General features: G+C 56.5%; 22 protein-coding genes. 6 read left to right on the top strand and 16 right to left on the bottom strand.

Annotation, left to right across the window (positions count from 1 at the left end):
* Positions 1–397: 397 nt before the first annotated feature.
* The 3 genes from rapZ to G518_RS0119375 all read right to left on the bottom strand — a co-directional run bounded on the left by rapZ (position 398) and on the right by G518_RS0119375 (position 4028).
* Positions 398–1261, bottom strand: a complete 864-nt coding sequence (rapZ, locus tag G518_RS0119385; RefSeq protein WP_028603956.1) for an RNase adapter RapZ — start codon at positions 1259–1261, stop codon at positions 398–400.
* The gene (gene recN / locus G518_RS35965; protein ID WP_036595328.1) at positions 1258–2970 is read right to left on the bottom strand and encodes a DNA repair protein RecN; all 1713 of its coding nucleotides are present in this window, start codon (positions 2968–2970) and stop codon (positions 1258–1260) included. Before recN ends, rapZ begins: the two co-directional genes overlap by 4 nt.
* 161 nt (positions 2971–3131) lie before the next feature.
* Positions 3132–4028, bottom strand: coding sequence for an NAD kinase (locus G518_RS0119375; protein ID WP_028603955.1), 897 nt, complete (start codon positions 4026–4028; stop codon positions 3132–3134).
* A 164-nt stretch (positions 4029–4192) separates the two neighbouring features.
* On the opposite strand from G518_RS0119375, the gene hrcA reads away from it, so the two are divergent.
* Positions 4193–5200, top strand: a complete 1008-nt coding sequence (gene hrcA / locus G518_RS0119370) for a heat-inducible transcriptional repressor HrcA (protein WP_028603954.1) — start codon at positions 4193–4195, stop codon at positions 5198–5200.
* A 20-nt stretch (positions 5201–5220) separates the two neighbouring features.
* On the opposite strand, the gene G518_RS0119365 is transcribed toward hrcA, so the two are convergent.
* Positions 5221–6915, bottom strand: a complete 1695-nt coding sequence (locus tag G518_RS0119365) for an AMP-binding protein (RefSeq protein WP_028603953.1) — start codon at positions 6913–6915, stop codon at positions 5221–5223.
* Positions 6916–7285: 370 nt separating this feature from the next.
* On the opposite strand from G518_RS0119365, the gene G518_RS35960 reads away from it, so the two are divergent.
* Positions 7286–9532 carry an Ig-like domain-containing protein gene (locus tag G518_RS35960; RefSeq protein ID WP_051237059.1) on the top strand — a complete coding sequence of 749 codons (2247 nt, stop codon included), beginning with the start codon at positions 7286–7288 and terminating at the stop codon, positions 9530–9532.
* A gap of 100 nt (positions 9533–9632) precedes the next feature.
* On the opposite strand, the gene G518_RS40085 is transcribed toward G518_RS35960, so the two are convergent.
* The 5 genes from G518_RS40085 to G518_RS40075 all read right to left on the bottom strand — a co-directional run bounded on the left by G518_RS40085 (position 9633) and on the right by G518_RS40075 (position 12280).
* On the bottom strand, positions 9633–9770 hold the full coding sequence (locus tag G518_RS40085; RefSeq protein WP_156909470.1) for an IPTL-CTERM sorting domain-containing protein: 138 nt from the start codon (positions 9768–9770) through the stop codon (positions 9633–9635).
* 65 nt (positions 9771–9835) lie between these two features.
* Entirely contained in the window at positions 9836–10096 is a 261-nt protein-coding gene (locus tag G518_RS40080) for a hypothetical protein (protein ID WP_156909469.1), read from the bottom strand.
* 266 nt (positions 10097–10362) lie between these two features.
* On the bottom strand, positions 10363–11004 hold the full coding sequence (locus tag G518_RS0119345; protein WP_028603951.1) for a hypothetical protein: 642 nt from the start codon (positions 11002–11004) through the stop codon (positions 10363–10365).
* Positions 10982–11785, bottom strand: coding sequence for a hypothetical protein (locus G518_RS0119340; RefSeq protein WP_028603950.1), 804 nt, complete (start codon positions 11783–11785; stop codon positions 10982–10984). Before G518_RS0119340 ends, G518_RS0119345 begins: the two co-directional genes overlap by 23 nt.
* 147 nt (positions 11786–11932) lie before the next feature.
* Positions 11933–12280 (bottom strand): hypothetical protein, encoded by a 348-nt coding sequence (locus G518_RS40075; protein WP_156909467.1) that lies wholly within the window; start codon positions 12278–12280, stop codon positions 11933–11935.
* 588 nt (positions 12281–12868) lie between these two features.
* On the opposite strand from G518_RS40075, the gene G518_RS0119330 reads away from it, so the two are divergent.
* A complete protein-coding gene (locus tag G518_RS0119330) occupies positions 12869–14167 on the top strand; it encodes a tyrosine-type recombinase/integrase (RefSeq protein WP_036595325.1) in 1299 nt (432 codons plus the stop codon).
* A gap of 16 nt (positions 14168–14183) precedes the next feature.
* Here G518_RS0119330 and G518_RS0119325 read toward each other — a convergent pair whose 3' ends face one another.
* From G518_RS0119325 to G518_RS0119315, 3 genes are read right to left on the bottom strand one after another with little or no spacing between them, the layout of a single operon-like run.
* Complete coding sequence (locus tag G518_RS0119325; protein ID WP_051237057.1) at positions 14184–15359, bottom strand: serine hydrolase domain-containing protein; 1176 nt, start codon at positions 15357–15359, stop codon at positions 14184–14186.
* On the bottom strand, positions 15356–16462 hold the full coding sequence (locus G518_RS35955) for a dienelactone hydrolase family protein (protein ID WP_051237055.1): 1107 nt from the start codon (positions 16460–16462) through the stop codon (positions 15356–15358). The genes G518_RS0119325 and G518_RS35955 overlap by 4 nt, the downstream gene beginning before the upstream one ends.
* A gap of 11 nt (positions 16463–16473) precedes the next feature.
* Entirely contained in the window at positions 16474–17106 is a 633-nt protein-coding gene (locus G518_RS0119315) for a hypothetical protein (protein WP_156909466.1), read from the bottom strand.
* Positions 17107–17424: 318 nt separating this feature from the next.
* On the opposite strand from G518_RS0119315, the gene G518_RS35950 reads away from it, so the two are divergent.
* Complete coding sequence (locus G518_RS35950; protein ID WP_084651998.1) at positions 17425–17838, top strand: helix-turn-helix domain-containing protein; 414 nt, start codon at positions 17425–17427, stop codon at positions 17836–17838.
* Here G518_RS35950 and G518_RS0119305 read toward each other — a convergent pair.
* The 4 genes from G518_RS0119305 to G518_RS0119290 all read right to left on the bottom strand — a co-directional run bounded on the left by G518_RS0119305 (position 17816) and on the right by G518_RS0119290 (position 20486).
* Positions 17816–18577 carry a hypothetical protein gene (locus tag G518_RS0119305; protein WP_028603945.1) on the bottom strand — a complete coding sequence of 254 codons (762 nt, stop codon included), beginning with the start codon at positions 18575–18577 and terminating at the stop codon, positions 17816–17818. The genes G518_RS35950 and G518_RS0119305 overlap by 23 nt on opposite strands.
* Position 18578: 1 nt before the next feature.
* Positions 18579–18977, bottom strand: coding sequence for a type I restriction endonuclease subunit M (locus G518_RS0119300; RefSeq protein ID WP_084651996.1), 399 nt, complete (start codon positions 18975–18977; stop codon positions 18579–18581).
* Positions 18978–19097: 120 nt separating this feature from the next.
* A complete protein-coding gene (locus tag G518_RS0119295; RefSeq protein ID WP_028603943.1) occupies positions 19098–19361 on the bottom strand; it encodes a hypothetical protein in 264 nt (87 codons plus the stop codon).
* Between the two features lie 3 nt (positions 19362–19364).
* Positions 19365–20486, bottom strand: a complete 1122-nt coding sequence (locus tag G518_RS0119290; RefSeq protein ID WP_156909465.1) for a hypothetical protein — start codon at positions 20484–20486, stop codon at positions 19365–19367.
* A gap of 593 nt (positions 20487–21079) precedes the next feature.
* On the opposite strand from G518_RS0119290, the gene G518_RS35945 reads away from it, so the two are divergent.
* Positions 21080–21373: a type II toxin-antitoxin system Phd/YefM family antitoxin gene (locus tag G518_RS35945; protein WP_084651994.1), complete on the top strand. Its 294-nt coding sequence runs from the start codon at positions 21080–21082 to the stop codon at positions 21371–21373.
* Positions 21370–23784, top strand: a complete 2415-nt coding sequence (gene hsdR / locus G518_RS0119280) for an EcoAI/FtnUII family type I restriction enzme subunit R (protein WP_051237052.1) — start codon at positions 21370–21372, stop codon at positions 23782–23784. The genes G518_RS35945 and hsdR overlap by 4 nt, the downstream gene beginning before the upstream one ends.
* Positions 23785–23788: the final 4 nt, after the last annotated feature.

The raw sequence follows: 23788 nt of genomic DNA, 5'->3' as shown, positions 1-23788 counted from the left end.
TCCGCATTGCTTCCAGGCCGGATATAAGACCGTAATGAACCCGCCAAGTCAAAACTTCAAAAATTCGCTTGCCACACGGGAGGCGTCCATATAAGTTCTGCCGCACCGCCCCTTGACCGAGCACCGGAGGGTGCCCGGAGCGCAGCGTAGGGACACGGACTTGGGGTCGCCTTTCTTTGGCCTACATTGCTTGGGCCGGCCATCCGGTGGCGAGCAAAGAAATGTAGGTGCGCCGCCGGGCGCAATTCCCGGCCTCCGACCTAAAGAAAAGAGCAGAAGACCATTAGCACCGGCAGCGATTAATCAACCGCCGCTTGCCCTCACCGGTTGGCCGGCCCCGCCCAACCCTCTCCCAGGGGGAGAGGGAGTAAAAACCCCCACGCAAGACCTTGACCTCTTAACTCACTGCCAATTCCCGATGCCGCCTAAGCGTCAGCCATTCATCACTGAACTGCGCAGCCAGTTGCTCAACCAGATACACCGAGCGGTGCTGCCCACCAGTACACCCAATAGCCACCGTCACATAGCTGCGGTGATCATTAGCCAGCGCGGGCAGCCAGGTGCGTAGAAAGGCCGCGATCTGTTCACGCATCAGCGAGACCTCCGGCCTTTGCCGCAGAAAATCGATCACGGGCTGATCGCGCCCGTTCAGGGGGCGCAACTCCGGTTCGTAGTGCGGATTAGGCAGCATACGCACATCGAAAACGTAATCTGCATCCAGCGTAATACCGCGTTTGAACGCAAAGGATTCGAATACCAGTGTCAAATTAGACGCCGGAGCGGAAATCAGCTCCTTGATGAAAGCCAGCAATTGCGCCGGGCGCAGGAAGCTGGTGTCCACCAGGTGTGAGCGCTCCCGTAGATCGGCCAGCAGTTCTCGTTCTCGTACCACGGCCTGCATGAGCGCCTGCTGCACGTCGGCTTCACCCGGCTGCGATAACGGATGGCGCCTGCGGGTCTCTGAAAAACGCCTGATGAGTGTCTGATCGTTCGCATCCAGAAAAATCTGGCGCAACTGCACGCCCCGGTCTCGCAGGCTATGTAGCAATAGAGGCAACTGGGGCAGGGAGCGGCCGCTGCGGATGTCCATGGCAATGGCGATCTTGCGCGCACTACGCTCGTCTTCCAAGGCGATGAAAGGCTCCAGCAATTCTGGCGGCAGGTTATCTACGCAGTAGTAGCCTGCATCTTCCAGGGCATGCAGGGCAATGGACTTGCCGGAGCCTGACATGCCCGTGATGACCACCACTTCCGTGTTCATGCGCGCACCTTTCTTGGACGGGCAGAGGGCGCTGGTGCAGGGGGAGCGGGTGAGACCATTTCTGGGACGGCCAGCATTTCACGGGCATGTGCGCGTGTGGTTTCTGAGATGCGCTCACCGCCCAGCATGCGGGCGATTTCATCTACGCGGGGTTCGCCATTTACGGATCCCACCGTGCTGGTGATCCCATCTTGATCACCTTGCTTGCTCACCAGCAAATGATGATCGGCGCAGGCTGCCACCTGCGGCAAGTGAGTGACACAAAGCACTTGTCGGTCTTGGCCAAGCCGGCGCAACAAACGCCCTACTGTGGCGGCCACCGCTCCGCCCACGCCACTGTCGACCTCATCAAATACCAGGGTAGGAGCGCTGCCAAGCTGGCTTGTGGTGACGGCGATCGCCAGCGCAAGGCGCGACAATTCACCGCCGGATGCGACGCGATCTACTGGGCGAGCCGTGCCGCCGGCATGTCCTGCGACCAGGAATACGATGCTTTCCAGGCCATGTGAGGCAGGCTCTGCGAGTGGCTCCAGTGCCACTTCGAAACGGCCTCCCTGCATGCCCAGCTCCTGCATGGCCGAACTGACTTCGCGCGCCAGTTGTTGACCGGCTTTGCGCCGCAGCGCGGATACTTCGCCGGCGCGCGCCTGGTAGGTCGCGCGGGCCTGCTGAGAGGCGGCTTCGAGTGTCCCCAAATCAGCCGCGGCGTCGAGGCGCTGAAGATCGGTGCGCCAGCCAGCGTGCAACTGAGACAACTCCTCAGGCGGGTGACGGTATCGGCGTGCCAGCGAAAGCCATTGGCCCATACGCTCGTCGAGGGCAGCCAACTGGGTTGGATCTGGCTCGGCGCGGCGCAGGTAGGCATGCAGGCTGTGCACCACGTCTCGCGCTTGGGCCAGGCAAGCATCCAGCACATCAGAGACTGATTGAAATTCGGGTTCGATGCCGCGCAGTTCATCAAGCGTGTGCTGTGCTTCGGCAAGCCTCTGCAGACCACCGCCTTCATCTGATTCCAGTGCTTCGCTAGCCGCTTGTGCGGCATCAATCAGCGCCTGGGCGTGTGAAAGGCGGCTGTGTTGCGAATTGAGCTCTTCCCATTCGTTGGCGCCAGGTGAGAGCTTGTCCAGCTCGCCTAGTTGCCACATCAGGCGTTCGCGTTCTTGCGCCAGCGTTTGCTGCGCTGCCCGTGCGTCTGTCAGGGTTGTCTCAGCGCTGCGCCAGGCTTGCCACGCGGCAGTAAGGGCAGTGGTGTCGACACTGGCATATGCATCCAGCAGGGCGCGCACCGAAGTGGGGCGTGTCAGGCTTTGCCAGGCGTGCTGGCCGTGAATATCGACCAATTGCTCGCCAAGCTCTCGCAGCTGCGTCACGGTAGCGGGCGAACCGTTCACCCAGGCACGGCTTTTTCCGCCTGCATCGATGACCCGGCGCAGAAGCAAGGTTTCGCTATCGCTATCGAAACCGTGCTCTTCAACCCATGTACGGGCCTCAGGAGGGCAATCGAATTCAGCGCCAATTTCACAACGTGGTTGGCCTTCGCGAATCCACAAGGCGTCTGCGCGGGCGCCCAGCACCAGCTGCAAGGCGTCGATCAATATAGATTTTCCTGCGCCGGTTTCGCCCGTGAGGCCCGTGAATCCGGACTCCAGTTCCAGCTCCAATTTGGGCACGATGACGAAATCGCGCAGGCTGAGGTTTCTTAACGCCATAGTGAGAGTGACTTCGCGCTGTTCACCGCGAGGGGGGTTGTCGGTGTCCTACTGAGACTTTCATTAACCATGAAAAATACCCGTTCGGGCAGCGTGAACGGTGGTGGGTTGATTGTCATGAATTACGAGTACGGTAATAAGAACGCGAACATAAGTGTGGTTCATGCGCCACCCTCGTTCCAGTGCAGCTTCTGCCGCAGGGTGTCAAAATAGCTCCAGCCCTTGGGGTGCAAAAAGCGTGCCCGAAATTCTGAGCGGCGCACCAGGATGCGATCCCCATGGTGAAGGGATGTCATCGATTGCATATCGAAGGTGGCACTGGCGTCCCGCCCGGCGACGATTTCGATGGCCACCTCCACGGGGTCTGGCAGAACGATAGGCCTGTTCGACAGCGTGTGTGGGGCAATGGGTACCAAGGCCCACGCAGGCACCAAGGGGTGTAGGAGAGGGCCACCGGCAGAGAGTGAATAGGCCGTAGAGCCTGTGGGTGTCGCCACGATGATGCCGTCTGCGCGATGGTTGGCCACGAAATGGCCATCGACCTCCACTCGCAACTCCACCATACCTGATGCCGCCCCGCGATTGACCACCACGTCATTCATGGCATGGGCTTCAAAGACGCACTGGCCTTCACGCATCACTTTGCCCAGCATGAGGCTGCGGTGGTCCTCTTCGAATTCGCCGGCGAGCATGCGTGGCAATACTTCGCGGTAGTGTTCAAGTGAGATGTCCGTGATGAAACCCAAGCGCCCCTGGTTGATGCCAATGAGGGGGGTACCGTAGCGAGCCAGCTGGCGACCAATGCCGAGCATGGTGCCATCACCTCCCACTACCACGCAAAGATCGCATTGCTCTCCGATTTCTGTGACGTCGAGCGCGCGAAATTCAGTAAGGCCGGTGTTTTCGGCTGTGCTTTTTTCCAGCACGACCTCGCAACTCTGGCTGCTCAGGAAGCTGGCTATGTCGGAAATGACGGCGCGTGCCGATTCAACAATGGCGCCTGAGACCGATTCGTGGTACTTGCCCACGAGGGCGACGCGCTGAAAAGTGGGGTGCATCGGCAAATTACATCATAATGATTTGAACCTGAAAGCCGCATCTACCCTGCTTCCGGGCTTTCTTGTCAAGTTTCAGAGGCTTCGCATGGGCGATCGAGCGTCATGCCTCTGCGCAAATGTTTGTTTCGTGCTTGCACTGTTTGGTTCAATGAGTTTTAGATTCGATGCTTGATGATCGTTCGCGCCTGTTGCTGAAGATGCTGATCGAGCGTTATATCGCCGATGGGCAGCCCATCGGCTCGCGCACGCTTTCTCGCGCCCCGGGGCTTGAATTGTCTCCTGCGACCATCCGCAATGTCATGGCGGATCTGGAGGAGCTGGGGCTTATCACCAGCCCCCATACCTCGGCGGGCCGAGTGCCCACGGCCCGAGGCTACCGCTTGTTCGTGGACACCATGCTGACCGCGCAGCGTGAGGAGTTGACAGCGCCTCTGCTGCCTGCCGACCAACCGCAAAAAGTGATTGCCAGCGCGGCGAATTTGCTTTCCAACCTTTCGCAGTTCGTGGGCGTGGTCATGGCGCCGCGCCGCAGTTCGGTGTTCAAGCACATTGAATTCCTGCGTTTGTCTGAGCGGCGTCTTTTGCTGATCATCGTGTCGCCTGAAGGCGACGTTCAGAACCGCGTGCTCTTTACTGAGGCCGAATTTTCTGCATCGGAGCTTATAGAAGCCTCCAATTACCTCAACGCCAATTTTTCTGGCATGGCCATCGAGCAGGTGCGTGCTCGCCTTCGCCAGGATGTGGACAAGTTGCGCGGTGAGATAGGGGGCCTGATGCAGGCTGCGGTACAGGCGGGCTCTGAAGCCATGAGCGAAGCGCAAGATGAAGTGATCATCTCTGGCGAGCGGAATTTGCTGGCGGTGAGCGATTTTTCCAGTGATATGGGCCAACTGCGCAGGGCGTTCGATCTGTTCGAGCAAAAAACTCAGTTGATGCGTTTGCTCGATGTCTCCAGCCAGGCCGAAGGCGTGCGAATCTTCATTGGTGGCGAAAGCCAGACGGTGCCGGTTGAAGATCTCTCAGTGGTCAGCGCTACTTATGAAGTCAACGGGCAGATCGTGGGCACCTTAGGTGTCATTGGTCCCACTCGCATGCCTTACGACAAGATGATCCAGATTGTGGACATTACCTCACGCTTGGTCAGCAACGCCCTGAGTCAGAGCGGTAGATAGCCGCGCTGGTGCACACTCGTTCAGGCAGTTCGGTTTTCCTGTAGATTGAGTTCGTGCTTCGTGAGATCGCGCATCACGAACTTCTGGATCTTGCCGGTAATCGTCATCGGAAATGAGTCAACGAAGCGGATATAGCGCGGTACTTTGTAGTGCGCGATCTTGCCTTGGCAGAATGCGCGGATTTCCTCTGTAGTGGCTTGCTGCCCGCTCTTGAGAATGATCCAGGCGCAAAGCTCTTCTCCGTACTTGCTGTCAGGCACGCCGATAACCTGAGCATCCGAAATGGCCGGGTGTTTGTACAGAAACTCTTCTATCTCCCGGGGATAGATGTTTTCTCCTCCGCGGATCACCATATCCTTGATGCGCCCCACTATGTTCACATAGCCTTGTGCATCCATGGTGGCGAGATCGCCTGTATGCATCCAACCATCGGCATCAATGGCCTCGTTCGTTTTCTCAGCGTCGCCCCAGTAGCCCTGCGTCACCGAGTAGCCCTTGGTGCAGAGTTCCCCAGTTTCACCCGGGGCCACGATGCTGCCATTTGCAGGATCGATCACCTTGATCTCCAGGTGGGGCTGAACCAGGCCAACGGTGGAAACACGCTTTTCCAGAGGCGTCTGTGTAGTGCTTTGGCAGCTGACGGGGCTGGTCTCCGTCATGCCGTAGGCGATGGTGACTTCATCCATATGCATGAGCTCAACCACTTGCTTCATCACTTCAATCGGGCAGGGCGAGCCAGCCATGATGCCGGTTCGCAGACTGGAGAGATCGAACTCCTTAAAGCGTGGGTGTGCCAACTCCGCGATGAACATCGTGGGTACGCCGTGCAAGCCGGTGCATTTTTCTTCCTGCACGGTCTCCAGCACGGTGAGTGGATCGAACCCATCGTTCGGGTAGACGATGGTGGCGCCGTGCGTGAGGCAGGCCAGATTGCCCAGCACCATACCGAAGCAGTGGTACAGCGGCACGGGGATGCATAGCCTGTCGTGTTCGGTGAGCTTCATGCATTCGCCGATGAAGAAACCGTTGTTCAGGATGTTCCGGTGGGTGAGCGTGGCCCCTTTGGGGAAACCGGTGGTGCCGCTGGTGAACTGGATGTTGATGGGTTCATTGGCATCAAGCGTGGCGCCCACCTTTGCAATCCCTGGATCTGCGGGGTCACCGGTTGAAAGCAGATCAGCGAAGCTCAGCATGCCGGGCACCGGCGTCTGGCCCAGTTGCACCACGGTTTTGAGCAAGGGGGCCTTGGCTGCGGAGAGTTGGCCGGGGAGGGCGCTCGCCAGCTCGGGTGTGAGCTCATTGACTATGGCCAGATAGTCACTGGTCTTGTAGGCCGTCATCGTGACGAGCATCTTGCAGCCGACCTTGTTGAGCGCGTATTCGAGCTCGGTCACGCGGTAGGCTGGATTGATGTTCACCAGCACGATACCGGCCTTCGCGGTAGCGATCTGCATGAGCAGCCATTCACTGCTGTTGTGCGCCCAGATACCTACACGGTCACCTTTGCGCAGATCTGCACGAATCAACGCACTGGCCAGGCGATTCGCCTCGCGATCAAGTTCTGCGTAGGTGAGGCGAACGCCTTGATGGCGCGACACCAGCGCTTCGCGTTCAGGAAAGCGAGCCGCCATCATTTCGAAATGCTGACCGATGGGGATTTCGATAAGAGGGGTGTCGGTGGTGCCGACGTCGTGGCTGAGGTTTAAACGATTCATCATGGATTTCGTGTGAGCGCGGCAACTGGACGCTAGCTTGCAATTCTCAGGGAGTATGAAGCAATCGCAAGCGGTTGTTGTAGCCAAGCCCTACCAGGGTTTTCTCCGATAAGGCTTACGAAGTCCCCGAGCTAAGCCCAAGTTTTTTTGGCTTTTGTAGCCCGTGTGGGCTACAGACAAGTCGCTGGCTGTGCGATCTAATAAACCAGAGGCATCAGGCCTCACATCATGGGGCTGTAGCACCTATCCATTTTGCCGGTGCAGCGCTTTGACGCAGGTAAAAATGACATTCGAGTAGTCCGCTTGTCCTGCGAGCGCCAGGCTTTATGACTCTGCTTTCAAAACGACAAATTGATGGGAGTAGCAGATCATGTCATTGAACATCGCCGTCAGGCTCACTAGTGCCAGCTTCATCCATCTCGCTCGCATGGGCGTAGCTGCTGTGTTGCTGCTAGGCATGGCGAGCGCCAGCGCCGCGCAGTGTTATGTCAACCACGCGGCGACGGGTAGCAATACTGGCGGCAGTTGGACCGATGCCTACACCAATCTGCAAAGCGCTCTGGGCGATACCAATTGCAGCGAAATCTGGGTGGCCAAAGGCCTATACAAGCCAAGCGCTGCGGGCACGCCCGGCGTGGCCTTCTCCATCCGCCCTGGCCAGCAGGTGTATGGCGGTTTTGCGAGCGGCGCGGCCGATCGCGGTGATGCCGACCCTTCCGTGCACCGCACCGTGTTGTCAGGAGATATAGATAACAACGATATCGTGGATGCCGACGGCATTTCACTGGTCGCCACGCCCAACCTCGTAGGAACAAACACCGGACAGGTCGTGCTGATGGACGGTACCACCAGCGCAGGGCCTATCGGCAACGATACCGTTCTGGATGGTGTGGTGATCACCGGCGGCGTGGGGCGCAACTACCCTGTCTACAACCGCACAGTTGGCGGTGGCCTGTATTGCAACGGACGAGGTAGCGGCTCGAACTGCAGCCCGGTGCTCAGCCGTTTATGGTTTAGCGGAAACCGAGCAAACCTTGGCGGCGCCATATATATAGATGGACAAGATGGCAGCGCCAGCCCAGTTCTCACCGGCAGCCTGTTCAGTGGCAACCTGGCCAGCGCTCCCTTGAATCTTGGCGGGGGAGGTGGGGCGGCCATTTACCTGAACAATAGCGCCGCCAGCCTGGCGCAACTAACCATATCGGGCAATACCGCCGCCTGGGGCAGTGCGGTGGTGATTACCGCAGGCGGCGGTGCCACGCTGCGCCAAAGCACGATCAGCGGCAATACTGCGACCCAGGCCTCGATCAGGAGTGCGGTGTTTTTCAATGGTGACGCCCTCCTGGATCAAGTTATTTTGTGGGGCAATACCGGTGGTGATTTGCGTCGCAGCAGCGGTACGGCCACGGTATCCAACAGCATCGTCCAAGGCGGTTGTTTTTCGACTGTTACCTGCACTAACCTGAGCCAGGGCGATCCGCAGCTAGGCCCGCTGCAGAACAATGGCGGCGCTACCGCGACCATGATCCCGGCGGCGACCAGCCCGGCAGTTGATTTTGCGAGCAATACCGGTCTTTGCGGTGATATCGCCAGCAGCACCGCTACCGACCAGCGCGGTGTGGTGCGGCCTCAGGGCGGAAGCTGCGACATAGGTGCGGTGGAGCGCCGTGCAGAAGCGGTGTTGACGGCCACGGTGGTGGGCGCTGGTGGCGTATCAGCGGCGGCCGCGCCCGTGCCAGCATCTGGTGGCGTTAACCAGTGCCGGGCGAGCGGCGGCTCGTGCCAGGCCAGCTATCCCTTCGGCGAAGTCAGCCCTACGCCAGCACAAACCACGCTCACCGCCACGCCCGATATCGGCAACGCCTTCACAGACTGGGGCGGCGTTTGCAGCGGTACAACCCCCACCTGCGTGGTTACCATGGATACCGCTAAGAGCGTGGAGGCCAGGTTCTCTGCCTTCACCATATCCGTAAGTTTGCCTGATGGGACCTATGGCACGGCCTACAACCAGATCGTTTCGTACACGCTCAATGGCGGCACGGGGCCGTTCAGCTACAGCTTGAGTAGCCTGCCTGCGGGCTTCAATTTCGCAGCAGGCGTGCTCACGGCCCCTGCCACGCAGGCGGCGGGCAACTACAGCTCGATGTTGACCGTCACGGACGCCAACGGTGCCAGCACTGCGCCAACGCTTGTGACCTTGTTGATCAACCCTGCGGCCACCAGTACGAGTTTGTCGGCCTCATCCACCACGCCCACTCAGGGCCAAAGCGTGAGCTTGCTCGCCCAGGTCACCGTGCCCGCTGGCGCCGTTGGTTCGGTGGATTTTTTCAACGGAGCGCAGCCACTGTGCACTGGTGTCGTGGTGTTGAACGGACAAGCCAGTTGTACCTCGAACCAGTTGCCACAGGGCACGGCTACGGTGCAGGCGAGCTACACACCTAGTAATGGCAATACATCCGGTTCACAGAGTAGCGCGCTGACGATCACGGTAGCAGCCGCGCCAGAGCCCCCTGAACCCCCTGTGGCCCCTGCGCCTGTCCCGGTGCCCGCGGATGCCCCTTGGGCGCTGGCGCTACTGTCGGTTCTTCTGGGCGTGGCGGCGCTACGAAAGCGCTAGTTTCAAGAAAGAGCTGATTCAGCAGAAAGCAACCAGGCGCCTGTCGGACTTGGACCGATTCCGCAGGTGCCACATGCTGGGCTTGCGGAAACCGAATTCGTCACATCGCGTTGCCACGGCGGCGCAAACGCCAAAGTCCTAGAACTCCCGCCAGCAAGCCCAGCAGCGCCAGCGTCCCTTCTTTCAGGCTAGGCACGGGTATGGCGCTTGCGATGGCAAACTGAGCTGTCACCGTCATGGGGGCTTGCAGATCAGTCAAGGCACATGCGAGGCCGCTGACTTTCCAAGACCCCTGCGTTGGTTCTACGCTCGCTCGTCGCTGCTCGCAAGGCTTCGTGTTACCCACGAGCGCGACCACGCGCCGATCCAACCGGGCAAGATTGCTTCTGTTATTAAGGCCACGGGGCGCTCGTCTATGCCCATCGCCATGGAAACCGAGAAGCTGGATGATCCTTGGGAGCTCAACGATTTGACGAAACGCCGGTCTTCGCCACCTGTCACATTCAGCATGGCAGGCTCACCCCATTGGCGGGTACCCGCATCAAAGCGATTGATCCACAGCACGGGCAGGTCTTGATCCTTGGACGATTTGAGAAGCTCCGGGCTTTAGCACTTGAGATAGGCACCCTCGATTTCAGTCTGAGCGTTGAAATTTGCACAATGCTGGCCGGGGTGCACTCAGCGCAAGTAGAGCGAAATGAGAGCGGAGTGACCGCACGCCACCTGTTCGTGAACAGCCCGGCCTGGAACCTGTCGACCTTGCTGCAACGCACCCCGTGCATGAGCTTGCACGGGTTTCTTGTCAGCAACGCTTCACGTCAGGCAAGGCATCAAGTATGAATCAGGCGAGGATCGTCGACGAGGTCGTTGACCTGTTTGGGATACTGAAAGAGATCCCCGGTCGTGCTTAAGGGCTCATTGACACAAGATGCATCGACCGGCATCACCAAGCACTGCGGCGCTGGGCCGGGGTTGGTTTGGGTATAGATGTTCCTGAAGTAAACGTAGCCGGTCGCACCGGGCGAGTTGTCTGGTACGAACTCCACATAGCCCGTCTCACCGTCGGCTTCTGCCTCCTCGCGCAGTTGTGCCACTGCCGGGTCTATCGACTGGTGCAGCACGGTGTTGTTGTCATTGTCGAACTCAATGCTGATCTGGCCATCGTAGATGCTCATTTTGTGGACCTTTGTATGAACACTATCTGCGTGCATCGTGATCTTGGTGCCATCGTCGAGGATCAGGGAGCGACGGTCACCCCACCAGTTCTTGAGGTGCTTGGCATTGAGGTTTTCGTGGCGAAGGTCCCAAGATTGCAAGGTGGACGCTTGGCAAAGCGTGTTGCGGGTCACGTTGATCGTGGCGTGATCCACCTTGATGATCCAGTTGCCATTGATTGTGACGTACTCCATGGGCGCACCTGCTGCTGCCTGCTTTACCTGTCCGCGCACGTCATTCACTGCGCTGGCAGGCATCGATTCGGAAATACGCTTTCTGCGCATCATGGTCAAACCACAGGCCGACCAGGTTCTTGTTTTGGCCATCACCTCTCAGGCGCTGCTGCGCACTCGACCAGTCGCTTGTCTGCCCATCCATCAGCATGGTGGCCGCCCAAGCCATACCAGAGGCGCCCATCAATACACAAATGCCCAGCACCATCATGGAGGCTTGGTGGCGCCGGGCTAGCCAGGCGCCTCCCAAGCCAATACCTGCGGCCAGCAGCGCCAGCACCAGGGGGGAAAGCGTGGGGACTGCCGCCACGCCGGGGGGCGCCGCGGCTCGGCGAATGGTGAGATCGGCGCCCAGCAAGGCATCGCCGCCATCGGGCGTGCGCGCGACGATACCTGCGCGCACGGTGGTGCTTGTCTGGCCCAGCTCCGCTAGCGGCAGAAAGGTTTCGACCACCTCCACCGGGTCAGTCTGTGGAAGGGCGAAGGAGCCTACGGGCCACGAGTCGGTGGAGATGGTCCTGAGGGCGCCCAGTGCACCGCTCTCGCAAGATTGCACGGTGACGCCAGTGACGGTGGAGCTCGTGGGCGTGACATTCACGTTGGTCGTCAGCACCCTTTCGACACCGGCAAAGTTTCCTCTGGCAGTGGCTACGGTGCAGCCAGTTGCCGAGTTGTTGTCGGTGTCCAGCAGGATGTCGTAGCTGACGACTGCTGCCCAGGCGCCGGCGCTGGAGGCGGCCCAGATCAGCGCGCCGGCGAGCAACTGGCGCAGTGGCGCGACGAATGCATGAGTGGTATGCGGCATGAAAACTTCCCTTCGCGCAGATGCAGATATCGCAGCATGTTGGCAAGGTAAACGCCTTCGCGCCATGAGCCGATTGGCCCATGGTTGGACCACCGCAATCGTGATAATTTGCCGCCAGCTTATGGCTGGTAGCTTACGGCTCGCTGCCTATTTGAGGGCTTGGTCGACTCTTGAAATGTCAAGAGGAGGGCGATCTGCGCCCGAATGGAACGCGTCTGGATAGGCGTCAACGCTCAACGATCCCGGAGCGGTGAGTTTTGCGAGTGCGGCCTGAGCCTCGCCGTTCATGGCGTAGACAGCGACCTTCTCGCCTTTCTTCTCAAGCTCCCAGTATCCAACTTGCTCCAGTTCGTGGCGTCCAAAGGAGAAGCCACAGCGCGCGACGTGGCGCGAGTCGAGAAGGGTGTAATCGCAGTGGGAGTACTTCGCCTCAGGGGGCTGCACGTCACTTGAGTAACCGGTGTCAAGCACGTAAAAGCCGTGCTTGATGTTCACGTCTGTGGCTTCTGAGCATGCGGTGAATACAAAAGGGAGTGCGGAAATGGTGATCAAACACCGCATCATTCGCCACAAAGAACCGGCCAGCATTGAATGCTGCTCCTTCCGGTGTTCTTTGACACTGGCACTGCAGTCTTGATCGACAGCAAAGGACTGGCCCACGTCGCTTTCGAGGCTTAGTGGTTGGCTACTCTTGTTCATAGCGTCCTGAATGAACGTCATCCTGTGGGCAATAAGATGAGCTTTAAGTCACCTTGAGAGACGAGGCGATTGCCGAAATCCGCGCAAACCCCACGCAGGCCAAAAGGCGGTTTAAGGCCCAGACGTACAAAAGCCCTGCAAATCACTGATTTGCAGGGCTTTAAATACTGGTGCGGCTGGCAGGATTCGAACCCACGACCCCTTGGTTCGTAGTGTACTTCTTTGAATTCCAGCGACATCCAGCAACATCCATGTTTTCAATAAAATCAACAACTTAGGGAATTTAATCATCCAGCAAAACCTAGCATAATCCATGAAAAGCCACCACTTATTCGGACACGGTTCGGACACGGAGGCAAACTTCACTACCACTTGGATGACGCTATGGGTAACCTGACTGTAAAGCAAATTGAAAACGCCAAGCCCAAAGACAAGCCGTACAAATTGATGGACGGCGACGGGCTGCAACTGCGTGTGGCCGTCGATGGGGTCAAGACTTGGCTGGTGCGTTACATGTTTGACGGCAAAGAGCGCCAGTACCGCCTGCCGGAACTGTATGGCGATGGTGACGGACGGATCGGCCTCAAAGAAGCACGCGAAGAAGCCACACACGTTCGCGCACTGGCACGCAAGGGCATCGACATTCAAATCAAACTTGACAACGAGCGACAGGCCGAAATTGAGCGGCAAGAAATTGAAGTCGCGCAATCGAAAACACTGTCTGACCTGTTTGAGGACTGGGTAAAAACTGTTGACCGCAAAGACGGAGGAAAAGAACTGCGACGGTCGTTTACCCGTGACGTATTGCCTATTGCTGGCGATCTGAAGTTGAGCAACGTTCAACCTGAACATATCGAAAAGATGTTGCGCGATGTTGTTAAGCGGGGTTCTTACCGTGCATCGGTCACGCTGTTCGCTGACTTGAAGCAAATGTTTCGGTGGGCGGCACGCAAACGTGCCTGGAAGAACTTGATTGAAAACCCCACCGAAGAAATTAACCTGAAGGAAGACAAGATACTTCCCAAAGAATACGAGGGAGCAGAAAGGAACCGTGCTCTTAACGAGCACGAAATTCGCGAACTTGCTAGAAAACTACCAGCATCTGGCCTGATGCCGAAAACACAAATTGCCATGTGGTTGATGCTGTCATGCTGCTGTCGCATTGGCGAGGTCATACAAGCACGATGGGAACACGTCAACTTTGATGCTAGTGAATGGGTGATTCCAAAAGAACACTCAAAAAATCGCAAAGCTCACACCATTTATTTGTCGCCATTTGCGCTTCAAAAATTCCAAGAACTCAAAGCGATTGCATCCAGCAAGAAGTGGTGTTTCCCAGACTCTACCGGCACCACCCATGTCTGCATGAAGTCAACAACCAAGCAGGTTCGTGATCGTCAGATGGCAGCAATTGGTCGAAAGCCTATGAAAAATCGCAGCAAGAATTCAGATGCCCTACTTCTGGTCAACGGAGATTGGGTGCCACACGACTTGCGGCGAACGGGTGCGACTATCATGCAATCGCTGCATGTCGCCCCAGCCATCATTGAGCGTGTGCTGAACCATGTTGAACCCAGCAAGCTTGTGCGGACGTACCAGACATACGACTATGCTGAGGAAAAGCGTGATGCGTGGAACCGCTTGGGGAAGAGGCTTGCAGAATTGGTTCCGCAAATCGCATAGGCAGAGCCGAGGCGCATCAGCGGCTCAGCCTGTTCCAGTCCTTGGCAAGCTCATAAACCTCAGGCATCCAGCTTTCCACGTTACTGAATGTGATGACCATCCGGTTGTTGGCAGGGTCAGTATTCCAGCCAATACGCTGACCACCCCAGCCAGAAGCCCAAGCAGAATTTGGAGCTATTGAATTCTCAGTCCAGGTGAAATATCCATAACCAGCAAAGAGTTTGCCCATCTTGCGCGTGCTGGGGTTGCTGCCGTTGCTTATTTGCGTACTCAGCGCAGTCCGCACATAGTCACCAAAACAGCCTTGTTCTCGTGAACTTCGCTTGACCCATACGGCGAATCGCATCCAGTCTTCCAGTCGCAAGCGCATACCACTGTCGGCTAGCCCGTTTTGTTGACGGTCTTGCACATAAAGCCCCGATTTAGCTGCACCCATTGGATTCAAAATCTGCTCCTGAATCCACTGGCTCCACGGTGTGCCCGTGGCTCGGCCAACCATGATGCCCAACAGAATCGGGTCGGTGCTTTTGTATGAAGTCACTTCGCCCGGTTTGTAGTCAGAGAATACGCCCCGTGCTGCTTTGGCAATTCGGTCTTCTGTCACCAGATTGACCAGATTCAGATTGCCGCGCCCCCACTCCTTGAACTGGTCTGGTGTCCAGACTGAACTGTCCGGGTTAGGGTCTGCCGCACCGGAAGCCATACGCAGCAAATCGCGCACTGTCGCATTACCCAACGCCTTGCTGTTCAGTTCGGGTACGACTTCGCTGGCACGGGTTTCCAGTTTGAACTTTCCTGCGCAGATGGCCTGACCAACAGCCATAGCCGTAACTGTCTTGCCCATCGAGAAGCCAAAGAAGACGGAATCAACGTCTGCAGGCGCTTTTGTCTCAGAGTACAGCACCGTGTCACCATCCATCAAAACAAACGCTTTGGCAGGACGATTTGCCACCAACGCGCGCGCTCTTTCGATGATGGCTTGCTCTGCCGCCGTGGGTGTGCGCTTTTGAAGTTGCGAAGGCGTAGGGCTTGGCTTAGTTTCATACCACCACGGATTACCCTTCTTGACCAGCAGCCATTCGTCTGGTGCAGCGGCATTGCCATCAGCGAGTGGGTTGTTTTGGGCGAATCCTAGAGGCTGCCAAGAGACAAGAAGGATGCTGGTCAGTAGGTTAAAGATCGTGGTTTTCATTTTTTGGTTCCTGCCAGCTCGCGCAAAATTTCCGACGTTCGTTGGTCGTGGGTTGATTCTGCTTGGGCTGCGATCGATGACTGCTGAGGACTCACCTGAGAAGCAGATTTGATGAAAGCCAACACATCTCTAAGGCTTTGGTCACGTATCTTGGAGTTACCCCGAACGATCACGCTACTCATCTTCTGGCAGCTTCTGATAGCAGCACCTTCTTCCGTCCCGTTGGTGATAGTCTTTCCAGTCTTGTAATCAACTGCTGTCCCATACCCGGAGTTCGGGGTAATCTTCACTTCGATGTCGCAGTCTGCAAAAATGCCATGGTTGACACGGTGATTAAAGTCAGTGTCCCAGTCATGGTAAGCGCCCTCATACACCTTGTAGAGCACGTTGTTACCCGCTGCGACCAAACGCTTCGCATAGGTCACGCAATTCGCAGCAGGTGTGTTGTCGTCTAGTTCAGCAAGTAGCAGAAAAAGCGGGGATTGATTCGTACCGTTGTGATCCACGCGTCGGGTTATGTTGCACCCCCCGTAAAGTGCAATTGATCCAGCCCATTTGACATTTGTAGTTCCGAGTATTGGTTTTGCATATGACGGAAATGCCGTGTCTTGCACAACAGTTGCCCCCATTGACCAGCCCATCGAAAATATGCGTGCTGCATCAATCTTTGGGTGGGTTGCCAACAGCTTGAGAGCATGAACGTTGTCACTCATGTTGCCCGTGATGTTGTACGTCAACTGAGTACTCCCAGTTGTTCGGTCTAGGTTCCGGGGCTTGAAGCTATCGACAATCAGGACTGCGATTCCAGCTTTATTCAATTCCCTTGCCCAGAAATCGTAGTATCTAGGTGCAGCTCCCTCGCTTCCATGAGCAAACACCACAGCGGGAATTTTCCCTTCCGTTTGAATAGTAGGCATCAGCAAGTCACCAGTCACCGTTAATGCAGGCCCCAAGCGCCCGTTCACAAGGGCATGCCGATGTTCTGGAGTGGTCGAAAAAAATTCGATGCGGCCAGTCTGCCCTTCTTTCAGGTCGTTCAGTGGAGCAGCAAGAGCGATTGCAGTGCTTGTAATCAGGGCGATAGCTATGAGGATGCGTTTCATGATGGGATTCCTTATTGAACTGAGATGGATTGGCGCGCGGGGGCGCAAAGACCCTCATTGGGCTCATCGCGGGATTTCGTAAAAATTCCTGTTCGCGCCTGCAATTCGTAGTGGATTCCTGATCTAGATTCAAGGTAGCGAACATAGCCACCCCAGGGCGGGGTAACCCAAGAGCCACCTTGGAGCTTCCAATACGGGTGTTTTTTCTCAATTTGAGATTTCAATTCAATTGCATCGTCCTTATTTGGAATGTCAAACCTCTTTGTGATTGAGGCCACCTTCGGACGCCCGTCTTTTCCAAAACTGACTGAAAACCCTGTCGGCCCGAGTGGTGTTACCAAACCCATGTGGAACGACTTGCCGCCAGTTACGCAGACGGGTTGCTTGTTGTCTCGGAAAAAAGACACCAGTTCTGCTCTAGAGCGTTGGTGTCCAAAGATCAGCAGGTCACAAAGCTTGCGGACGTTGCCGCCCCACTGAGCTTTATTGGATTGCTCGCAGGTTTCCAGCCCTTTGCGAATGCCATCTTCGTGAGACTTACGCATGCTGCTCGGGATTTCCTCTGGCTTGGCTGGCGGTGTCCAATTCAAGTTAGCGGCTATCGCCCCAAGGTCTTGCTCCACACAAACGCCGTCGATGCACATGTCAGGCGTTATCGGCTGTGGTGCTGTGCTGTTTTGCGCGTCCCTCAAAGCTTGGCGCTGTGCCCGTTGCTCGTCGTACTCACGCTGCGCCTGTTGTGCGCTTAGTTCAGCTTGGTACTCGTTTGGAGTCTTCTGAGCCAAAACGGCACCAGTCGTGGACGCAACCAGCCCTGAGACTACCCAAGTTGTGATTCTTTTCATCTTTTTTTCCTATTGATGTATCTGCTTCTTATGTGTCCTAAACGGCACATGATTTTCTCATGTCTTGTGTCGTTTAAGACGTTTCCCTGAAAAGCACACTACGCGAACCTTTAGGGCATGAAAACAACAGCCCCGAAAAGCAGCCGGGGTGCCGAAAGTTCGACAAGTCTTCTCCCCAATCCGGTGACGCTTGCACTGGGTCAGAACCTCAAGCGGCACCGCGAAGCAGCAAAGAAAACTCAAGTCGATTTGGCGTATGACGCGGAAGTTGAGCGGTCTAGGATCAGCAAAATTGAGTGCGGATACGTGAACCCTTCCCTGCTGACGCTGGCTACCCTGTGTTACTCGTTGGGCATCACACTGCCAACGCTTTTTGAGGGCATCACGGCCACCATGAAGCCAGTGGCTGAAGGTGGCGACAAGCGCCGTGCTAACCAAGCCACGCTGGACAAGCCTGCGCAGAAGTTGGCACGACGCGCCGCCAAAACCGCTGCACCAGCCAAGCCCGTCAAGTCCAGTCGGCGTACCTGAACCGAACCGCTGACACCAAGCGCACTTGCTCCGTCGCAAAGTCACCCGACTCGTATAGCCAGTGAATGGGCTTGCTCGTGGCGTTTCTTTTGTTCGATTGGCTTAGTTCGTCGGCAGACTTTCCGGCACGACTACCGGGGCCAGTGATCGGCACGCGAAGCCTTGCGTTATGTGGCCTGTAGCTCGGTTCGCTGGCAGATGGGTCAAGCAGCAAGATCGTGTCTGGTCTGGTTTCACGTCCTGTCACCAAGCCTTCTATTCCAAGTGCCAGTGACCAGTGCTTGAACTTTGAATTCTTCGCATTGGCTGTCACGATGGCAACCAGTTCACCGCGCATCAAGCAGTCCACCACCCAGCGGTCTAAACCGCTGTCTTTGCTTTCACGAAGTGTCAAGTTCAGCGGTAGTTTGAGGGAGTCAACCAGAGTCACGAATTCATGTGCGTGAACGCCAGTGAAAAACGTGTGCTGAAAAACCGCCCAGACTTCGGCTGGCACACCGTACTTTCGCTTGGGCATGTCTTGCAGGGCAACACTCTTGGCCAGGTCAAACAGAACCATGACGGCAGCGAACACATGGATGCCGCATGCCCCATCAATATCGCCCTGCTGGAAGAACACCCGCACTGGGTCTTGCCGCTTGGCTTGTTTGAGCAGGTAATGCCCAGTTTGCAGCGTGTGAAAGTAGCGTTGGAACCGATACGAAACGACAGCACTGGATTTCGATTTGTATGCCGTCATGTCAGTAGTCCTCTGGAAGCAGAACTGTGGTGCAGCGCCTGACTCCATCGTCATCTGCGGCATCAGTTATTACCCATACCGTCTGAAGTGCCGACCGCTTTGAACGCGGCGTTGCTTTCAGCTTTTCGGGCGAAACCAAGCGGTAAACCGACATGATTCGGGAGCCGTCTTTGAGTGCCATTTCATTAAGTTCAGCATCCTCTTTGCACACATCGCCCCATGAACTATGAAGATGGCGATTGATAAGGAACGCTGCACTGAATCCGGTCTTCTCCAACAGTGCAAGTGCGCCCGGTGTGGCTACACATTGACCCAGTTGAAACTTGGCGGCGTTGGTGATGATGGTCACTGGCGGCTTTGCTTGCGCCGTGTCGGTTTGGTTGTCTTGGTTGTTGGTCATGGTCTTCTCCTTGTTGTTAAAAAAGTGGACGTAAATTGCGGACGTGACAAAGCCTCGGCATGAGCTATCCGATACTTCGTCTTTGAGAGAAATCAGGGCGTCGGTTCTGTGTGAACTGCGTTAGCTGTTCGGCGCTTCATCGGGAGTGGCGCGGCGTTTGAAGACGACGCTGCAACCGTCCAGACGTTTGAGTTCGCGCCCGTCTCTGCTGCTGATAACCGTGTAGGGCATGCAGCGGTGTTCAAAGCCGTTGCACGCGCTGCGCCAGTCACATGCTCGGCAGATGTTGCCAAGGCTGCCAGTTACTACATCGCTTTTGAGCACCGCAATGAAGCCTTCCGGTGCTTCGTTGGGGTCGAGAACTGCGGGGGCTTGCTGTTGCACTTTTCAACCCTCACCGCCGATAGCTGAACCAAACGGCACATCGCCCGAAGCTGCAAACAGAGCTTTCAAAATTGCATGTGCATCCAATCGCCTGTTCGCCGTGCAGCAGTCCAACGCAGCGCGTTTGATCGCATCGCGGATTGACTCAAAAGTCAGACGGCTATGGAGCGCGTAACACGCCTCCACTGGCAGCGACAAACCGCCCGTGAACCATTCGACCAAGTGGTGAACGTGCTGGTACAGCAGGGGACGATTCAGAACAGTTCGCTCGTAACACTCTGCGATCTGGCTGGGCATGATTTCGTACAGGTAGCCGATGGGCGTAGTTCCATCATCTACGGTGTCAAGGTCATGCACGGGTTCAAGAATCCGCGCCAACACAGCAGCGTGGCCCAGATGAGGCGTTTCCAGCAGCGGGACAAATTCGTCAGACAGAGTGAACACACTGCGCAGGCATCGTGCTTTGTTGAAGACATGCACATCGACGAACCGCAACGCGGTCATGGTGATCGGCGGCAGGAACATGGCTTCAACCTCGGCAAGCGGAACATCCAGCAAAACAGCGACCGCACGATTACGATGGTCGTCGCCTTCTATGCCGATGTAACTCAGTGCCAGCGACAGGCCGCTTGAATCGTCTTTGGTCAGGCTGTGGCGGCAGTTATTGGCATAGGCCAAAATCAGGAACCTCATGGCTGAATCGGGCAGATTCAGTAGCTTTTGCAACAGCGCCAGCTTCGACGAGACGATGCACAGCACGGATGTTTCCGACACGCGCACCGCCACCAGTTGGGATGCCAGTTCTAGCGGGGCTGTTCGCGGCTCCACCTTGTGGTCAGGCTTGAGCAGAAAACGGGGCACTTCAGTTGCCAGTTCGGGCGGCTGCGACAGTCCCAGTTCCTTCCAGAAATGGCGCTTGACGACGTGGGCTGCATATTGCAGGTCTTCGCTGTCAAGGCTGCACACAGTCTCGGCCAAATGGGTGCCCAGTCGGTGCATGGCACGGCGTTCCTCAGTGGCCTGAAACTTCAGGTTCGCAGGGTGAGGCACAAGGCTATGACTGTCGAAGCTGGCGTACTCGCGGATGGTGTCGAAAGCTTTGTTCAAGGATTCATCGAGGCACATGGTTTTCTCCAAATCCCCAGTCATCGCTGCGCCCGTCATGGGCTGGCGGTGGCACAGGATCGGTCAGGGTTTCAGGGATGCAGACAAGCACAGACGTGACAAAACATCCCGATGCTTTGGGGGCGTCAGGAACACGCTGGAAGGTGCTCTAGTGCGGGGTGATTTCAGTGCCGCCCGGTGGTGTTGGGCGACGGCCTCAAACAGAACGCTTGGGGCGGCTCAGGCAAGCCAAAAATCGTTGTGAACGGAGCTTGCTTGGCATCGGCTGCCGATCATGAAAACTCGGTCAAAAAACCGTTATTTCTCGAAATTGGCTACCAATGCGTATATTTTAGACGATTTTCGACATAAAAGCCATCAAAAACAGTCAGTTGAGCGTTTAAAAGTGGTGTTTTTACCCCCTAAACAGCCACTTTGACGGCCCCAAAACGGAGAAAAAAGTGCTTCATGGACAAGTACCGGCCAAAGCACTGAAACGGTGAACTTGCTTAAATTTTGAGCAATTTCTGGGATTTTCTGAAATTTTGCCTATTTGGACGATGTGACGTAAAATATGACCAATATTCTGAGCACCATAAACCACGGTCAAAGCCATGAAATTCTCAACTGACGAACTCATGCCCTTCTTCGAGGTGCGCACTGGCATGTCCAAACATTTGGATGATGTGCAGGCCGGAAAAGAGATTGTTATTACGCGACACGGCAAGCCAGAAGGCGCACTGCTTTCTGCTGCTCGGTTGTTCCAGTACCGTGAGCATGAGCGTGTCATGGGCGACTTGCTGACTTTATTGAAATCGGCCACGCCACAACCGAAGTTGACAACGGCGCAAATCGCTGCGGTGCGAGAAGCTGAGCAACTGTTGGCCAAGCCGATGGAGCGTGCATGAGCCATCACAGTCAACCGAACCCATTTGAGTTCAGCGAAGCAGATACCTGCCGCGAGTATGTGACACCAGCCATTCAAGCGGCTGGTTGGGGTGATAGCCCTTTTGAAATCGCCGAACAGCGCAGCTTTACCGACGGTCGCATCGTGCTCACTGGCCGCACCGCCAAACGGCGTGAAGGAAAACGTGCCGATTACTTGCTCCGCTACCGTCGTGACCTGACTTTGGCAGTCGTTGAAGCCAAACCGTACAAGGCACCAGCAGGCGACGGTTTGCAGCAAGCTAAAGACTATGCCGAAATTCTCGGGCTCAAGTTTGCCTACGCCACCAATGGCCGCGAAATCATCGAATTCGACTTTTTGACTGGCATCGAGCAAAAGATAGACCACTATCCCACGCCGGATGAACTTTGGCACCGACAAACAGTAGGCACGCCACTGACCAGCGCAGTTGCCGTCAAGACCATGCTCCAGTCGCTGAACCACAGCACGGGCAAGCCTCCACGGTACTACCAAGAAATTGCCATCAACAGGACGGTCAGCGCGATTCTTTCGGGGCAAAAGCGCATCTTGCTAACGATGGCGACTGGCACGGGCAAAACGCCAACTGCCTTTCACATCGTATGGAAGCTGTGGAATTCGGGCTGGAACAAGGACGCCGACCCCACGCGCAAGACACGGGTGCTGTTTCTGGCAGACCGCAACATCTTGGTGGACGACCCGAAAGACAAGACCTTTGCCATCTTTGGTGATGCCCGCTGGAAGATCGAAAACGGCGATGCCGTCAAAGGCCGTGAAATCTACTTCTCGACCTATCAGGCCATTGCCGAAGATGAACGCCGCCCCGGCCTGTACAAAGAGTATTCGCCAGATTACTTCGACCTCATCATCATTGACGAGTGCCATCGTGGTTCCAGCCGAGCGGATTCAACCTGGCGCGAGATTCTGGAGTGGTTTGAGCCAGCCTTTCAGCTTGGGCTTACGGCCACCCCCTTGCGTGAAGAGTCGCGTGATACCTACGCCTACTTCGGCCAACCGTTGTACGAATACTCGCTCAAGCAGGGTATTGAAGACGGCTTCTTGGCACCGTACCGTGTGCATCGCGTCATCACCACCTTTGATGCAGCGGGTTGGCGACCCACACGCGGCCAGCTTGACCGCTATGGCAACGAGATACCGGACGAGGAATACCACACCAAAGACTTTGAGCGGCTGGTCAGTCTGAAGGCGCGTACCGAAGCCGTGGCGCAGCACTTGACCGATTACCTCAAGCGCACCGACCGCTTTGCCAAGACCATTGTGTTTTGCGTCGATCAGGAACACGCCGATGAAATGCGCCGTGCCCTGTCCAACCTGAATGCTGATTTGGTGGCGCAGAACCCAAATTATGTGTGCCGCGTGACGGCTGCTGAGGGTGATATTGGTCGTGGCCACCTGTCACGTTTTCAGGACTTGGAAACGAATCAGTCCACGCCGACAATTTTGACTTCATCACAGATGCTGACCACGGGTGTGGATGCCCCCACGGTCAAGAATGTGGTGCTGGTGCGCGTCATCGGCTCCATGAGCGAATTCAAACAGATCATCGGGCGCGGTACACGGGTGCGAGAGGACTACAACAAGTTGTTCTTCGACATCCTCGATTACACCGGGTCAGCCACCCGAATGTTTGCCGACCCCGACTTTGATGGCCATGCCGCCCAAGTCATGGAAGAAGCTGCCAATGAAGCAGGGCAAGTGGTGAAGCCTGAGCATGTGGTCGAGTTTGACCAGCAGCAAAACGAAGAGTACCCGCCCATCGAACCCGGTCAACCGCAAGGCGTGAACGACCCGGCGCTGGATGAACGACGCAAGTTCTATGTGGATGGTGGCCTTGTTGAAATTGCCGCCCACCTCGTTTACGAACTGGATGCCGACGGCAACAACTTGCGCATGGTGCAGTTCTCGGACTACACCGCTGAAAAAGTGCGCGTGCTGTACCGCTCGCCTGAAGACTTGGCAACCCACTGGAAAGACCCCGCCACACGCGACGCACTGATCGCTCAACTGGCCGACCGTGGCATTGACCTCTCCCAACTGGTCGAGCAAACCAACCAGCCTGATGCCGATCTGCTGGACTTGCTGTGCCATGTGGCTTTCAACGCCCCGCTACTGACACGCCGCCAGCGTGCTGAAAAGCTGCGCCGTGACAAGTCAGACTTCTTTGACCAGTACGGCGAAGAGGCACGGCAGATTTTGAATGAGCTACTGGACAGGTACACCGAAAACGGCACCGACCAGTTGCGCTTGCCTGATGCGTTGCGCATTGCGCCTATTTCTGACCACGGTAACGCGATGGAAATTGCGGCCAAGTTTGGTGGTGCAGACGAACTGCGCAATGCCGTGAATGGCCTGAGTCAACTACTTTACGCATAGGACA

This window comes from Ottowia thiooxydans DSM 14619, from assembly GCF_000422885.1.
In the GTDB taxonomy this organism is placed as follows: domain Bacteria; phylum Pseudomonadota; class Gammaproteobacteria; order Burkholderiales; family Burkholderiaceae_C; genus Ottowia; species Ottowia thiooxydans.
Note: the sequence above shows the minus strand (reverse complement) of the source record. Positions and strands in the feature narration are given on the sequence as shown.

Bases quoted from the DNA above. Each gene is read 5' to 3' on its own strand.
- rapZ (WP_028603956.1), bottom strand. From the start codon at position 1,261: ATGAACACGGAAGTGGTGGTCATCACGGGCATGTCAGGCTCCGGCAAG.
- recN (WP_036595328.1), bottom strand. From the start codon at position 2,970: ATGGCGTTAAGAAACCTCAGCCTGCGCGATTTCGTCATCGTGCCCAAA.
- G518_RS0119375 (WP_028603955.1), bottom strand. From the start codon at position 4,028: ATGCACCCCACTTTTCAGCGCGTCGCCCTCGTGGGCAAGTACCACGAA.
- hrcA (WP_028603954.1), top strand. From the start codon at position 4,193: ATGCTTGATGATCGTTCGCGCCTGTTGCTGAAGATGCTGATCGAGCGT.
- G518_RS0119365 (WP_028603953.1), bottom strand. From the start codon at position 6,915: ATGAATCGTTTAAACCTCAGCCACGACGTCGGCACCACCGACACCCCT.
- G518_RS35960 (WP_051237059.1), top strand. From the start codon at position 7,286: ATGTCATTGAACATCGCCGTCAGGCTCACTAGTGCCAGCTTCATCCAT.
- G518_RS40085 (WP_156909470.1), bottom strand. From the start codon at position 9,770: ATGACGGTGACAGCTCAGTTTGCCATCGCAAGCGCCATACCCGTGCCT.
- G518_RS0119345 (WP_028603951.1), bottom strand. From the start codon at position 11,004: ATGCCTGCCAGCGCAGTGAATGACGTGCGCGGACAGGTAAAGCAGGCA.
- G518_RS0119340 (WP_028603950.1), bottom strand. From the start codon at position 11,785: ATGCCGCATACCACTCATGCATTCGTCGCGCCACTGCGCCAGTTGCTC.
- G518_RS0119330 (WP_036595325.1), top strand. From the start codon at position 12,869: ATGGGTAACCTGACTGTAAAGCAAATTGAAAACGCCAAGCCCAAAGAC.
- G518_RS0119325 (WP_051237057.1), bottom strand. From the start codon at position 15,359: ATGAAAACCACGATCTTTAACCTACTGACCAGCATCCTTCTTGTCTCT.
- G518_RS35955 (WP_051237055.1), bottom strand. From the start codon at position 16,462: ATGAAACGCATCCTCATAGCTATCGCCCTGATTACAAGCACTGCAATC.
- G518_RS0119315 (WP_156909466.1), bottom strand. From the start codon at position 17,106: ATGTGCATCGACGGCGTTTGTGTGGAGCAAGACCTTGGGGCGATAGCC.
- G518_RS35950 (WP_084651998.1), top strand. From the start codon at position 17,425: ATGAAAACAACAGCCCCGAAAAGCAGCCGGGGTGCCGAAAGTTCGACA.
- G518_RS0119305 (WP_028603945.1), bottom strand. From the start codon at position 18,577: ATGACGGCATACAAATCGAAATCCAGTGCTGTCGTTTCGTATCGGTTC.
- G518_RS0119300 (WP_084651996.1), bottom strand. From the start codon at position 18,977: ATGACCAACAACCAAGACAACCAAACCGACACGGCGCAAGCAAAGCCG.
- G518_RS0119290 (WP_156909465.1), bottom strand. From the start codon at position 20,486: ATGTGCCTCGATGAATCCTTGAACAAAGCTTTCGACACCATCCGCGAG.
- G518_RS35945 (WP_084651994.1), top strand. From the start codon at position 21,080: ATGAAATTCTCAACTGACGAACTCATGCCCTTCTTCGAGGTGCGCACT.
- hsdR (WP_051237052.1), top strand. From the start codon at position 21,370: ATGAGCCATCACAGTCAACCGAACCCATTTGAGTTCAGCGAAGCAGAT.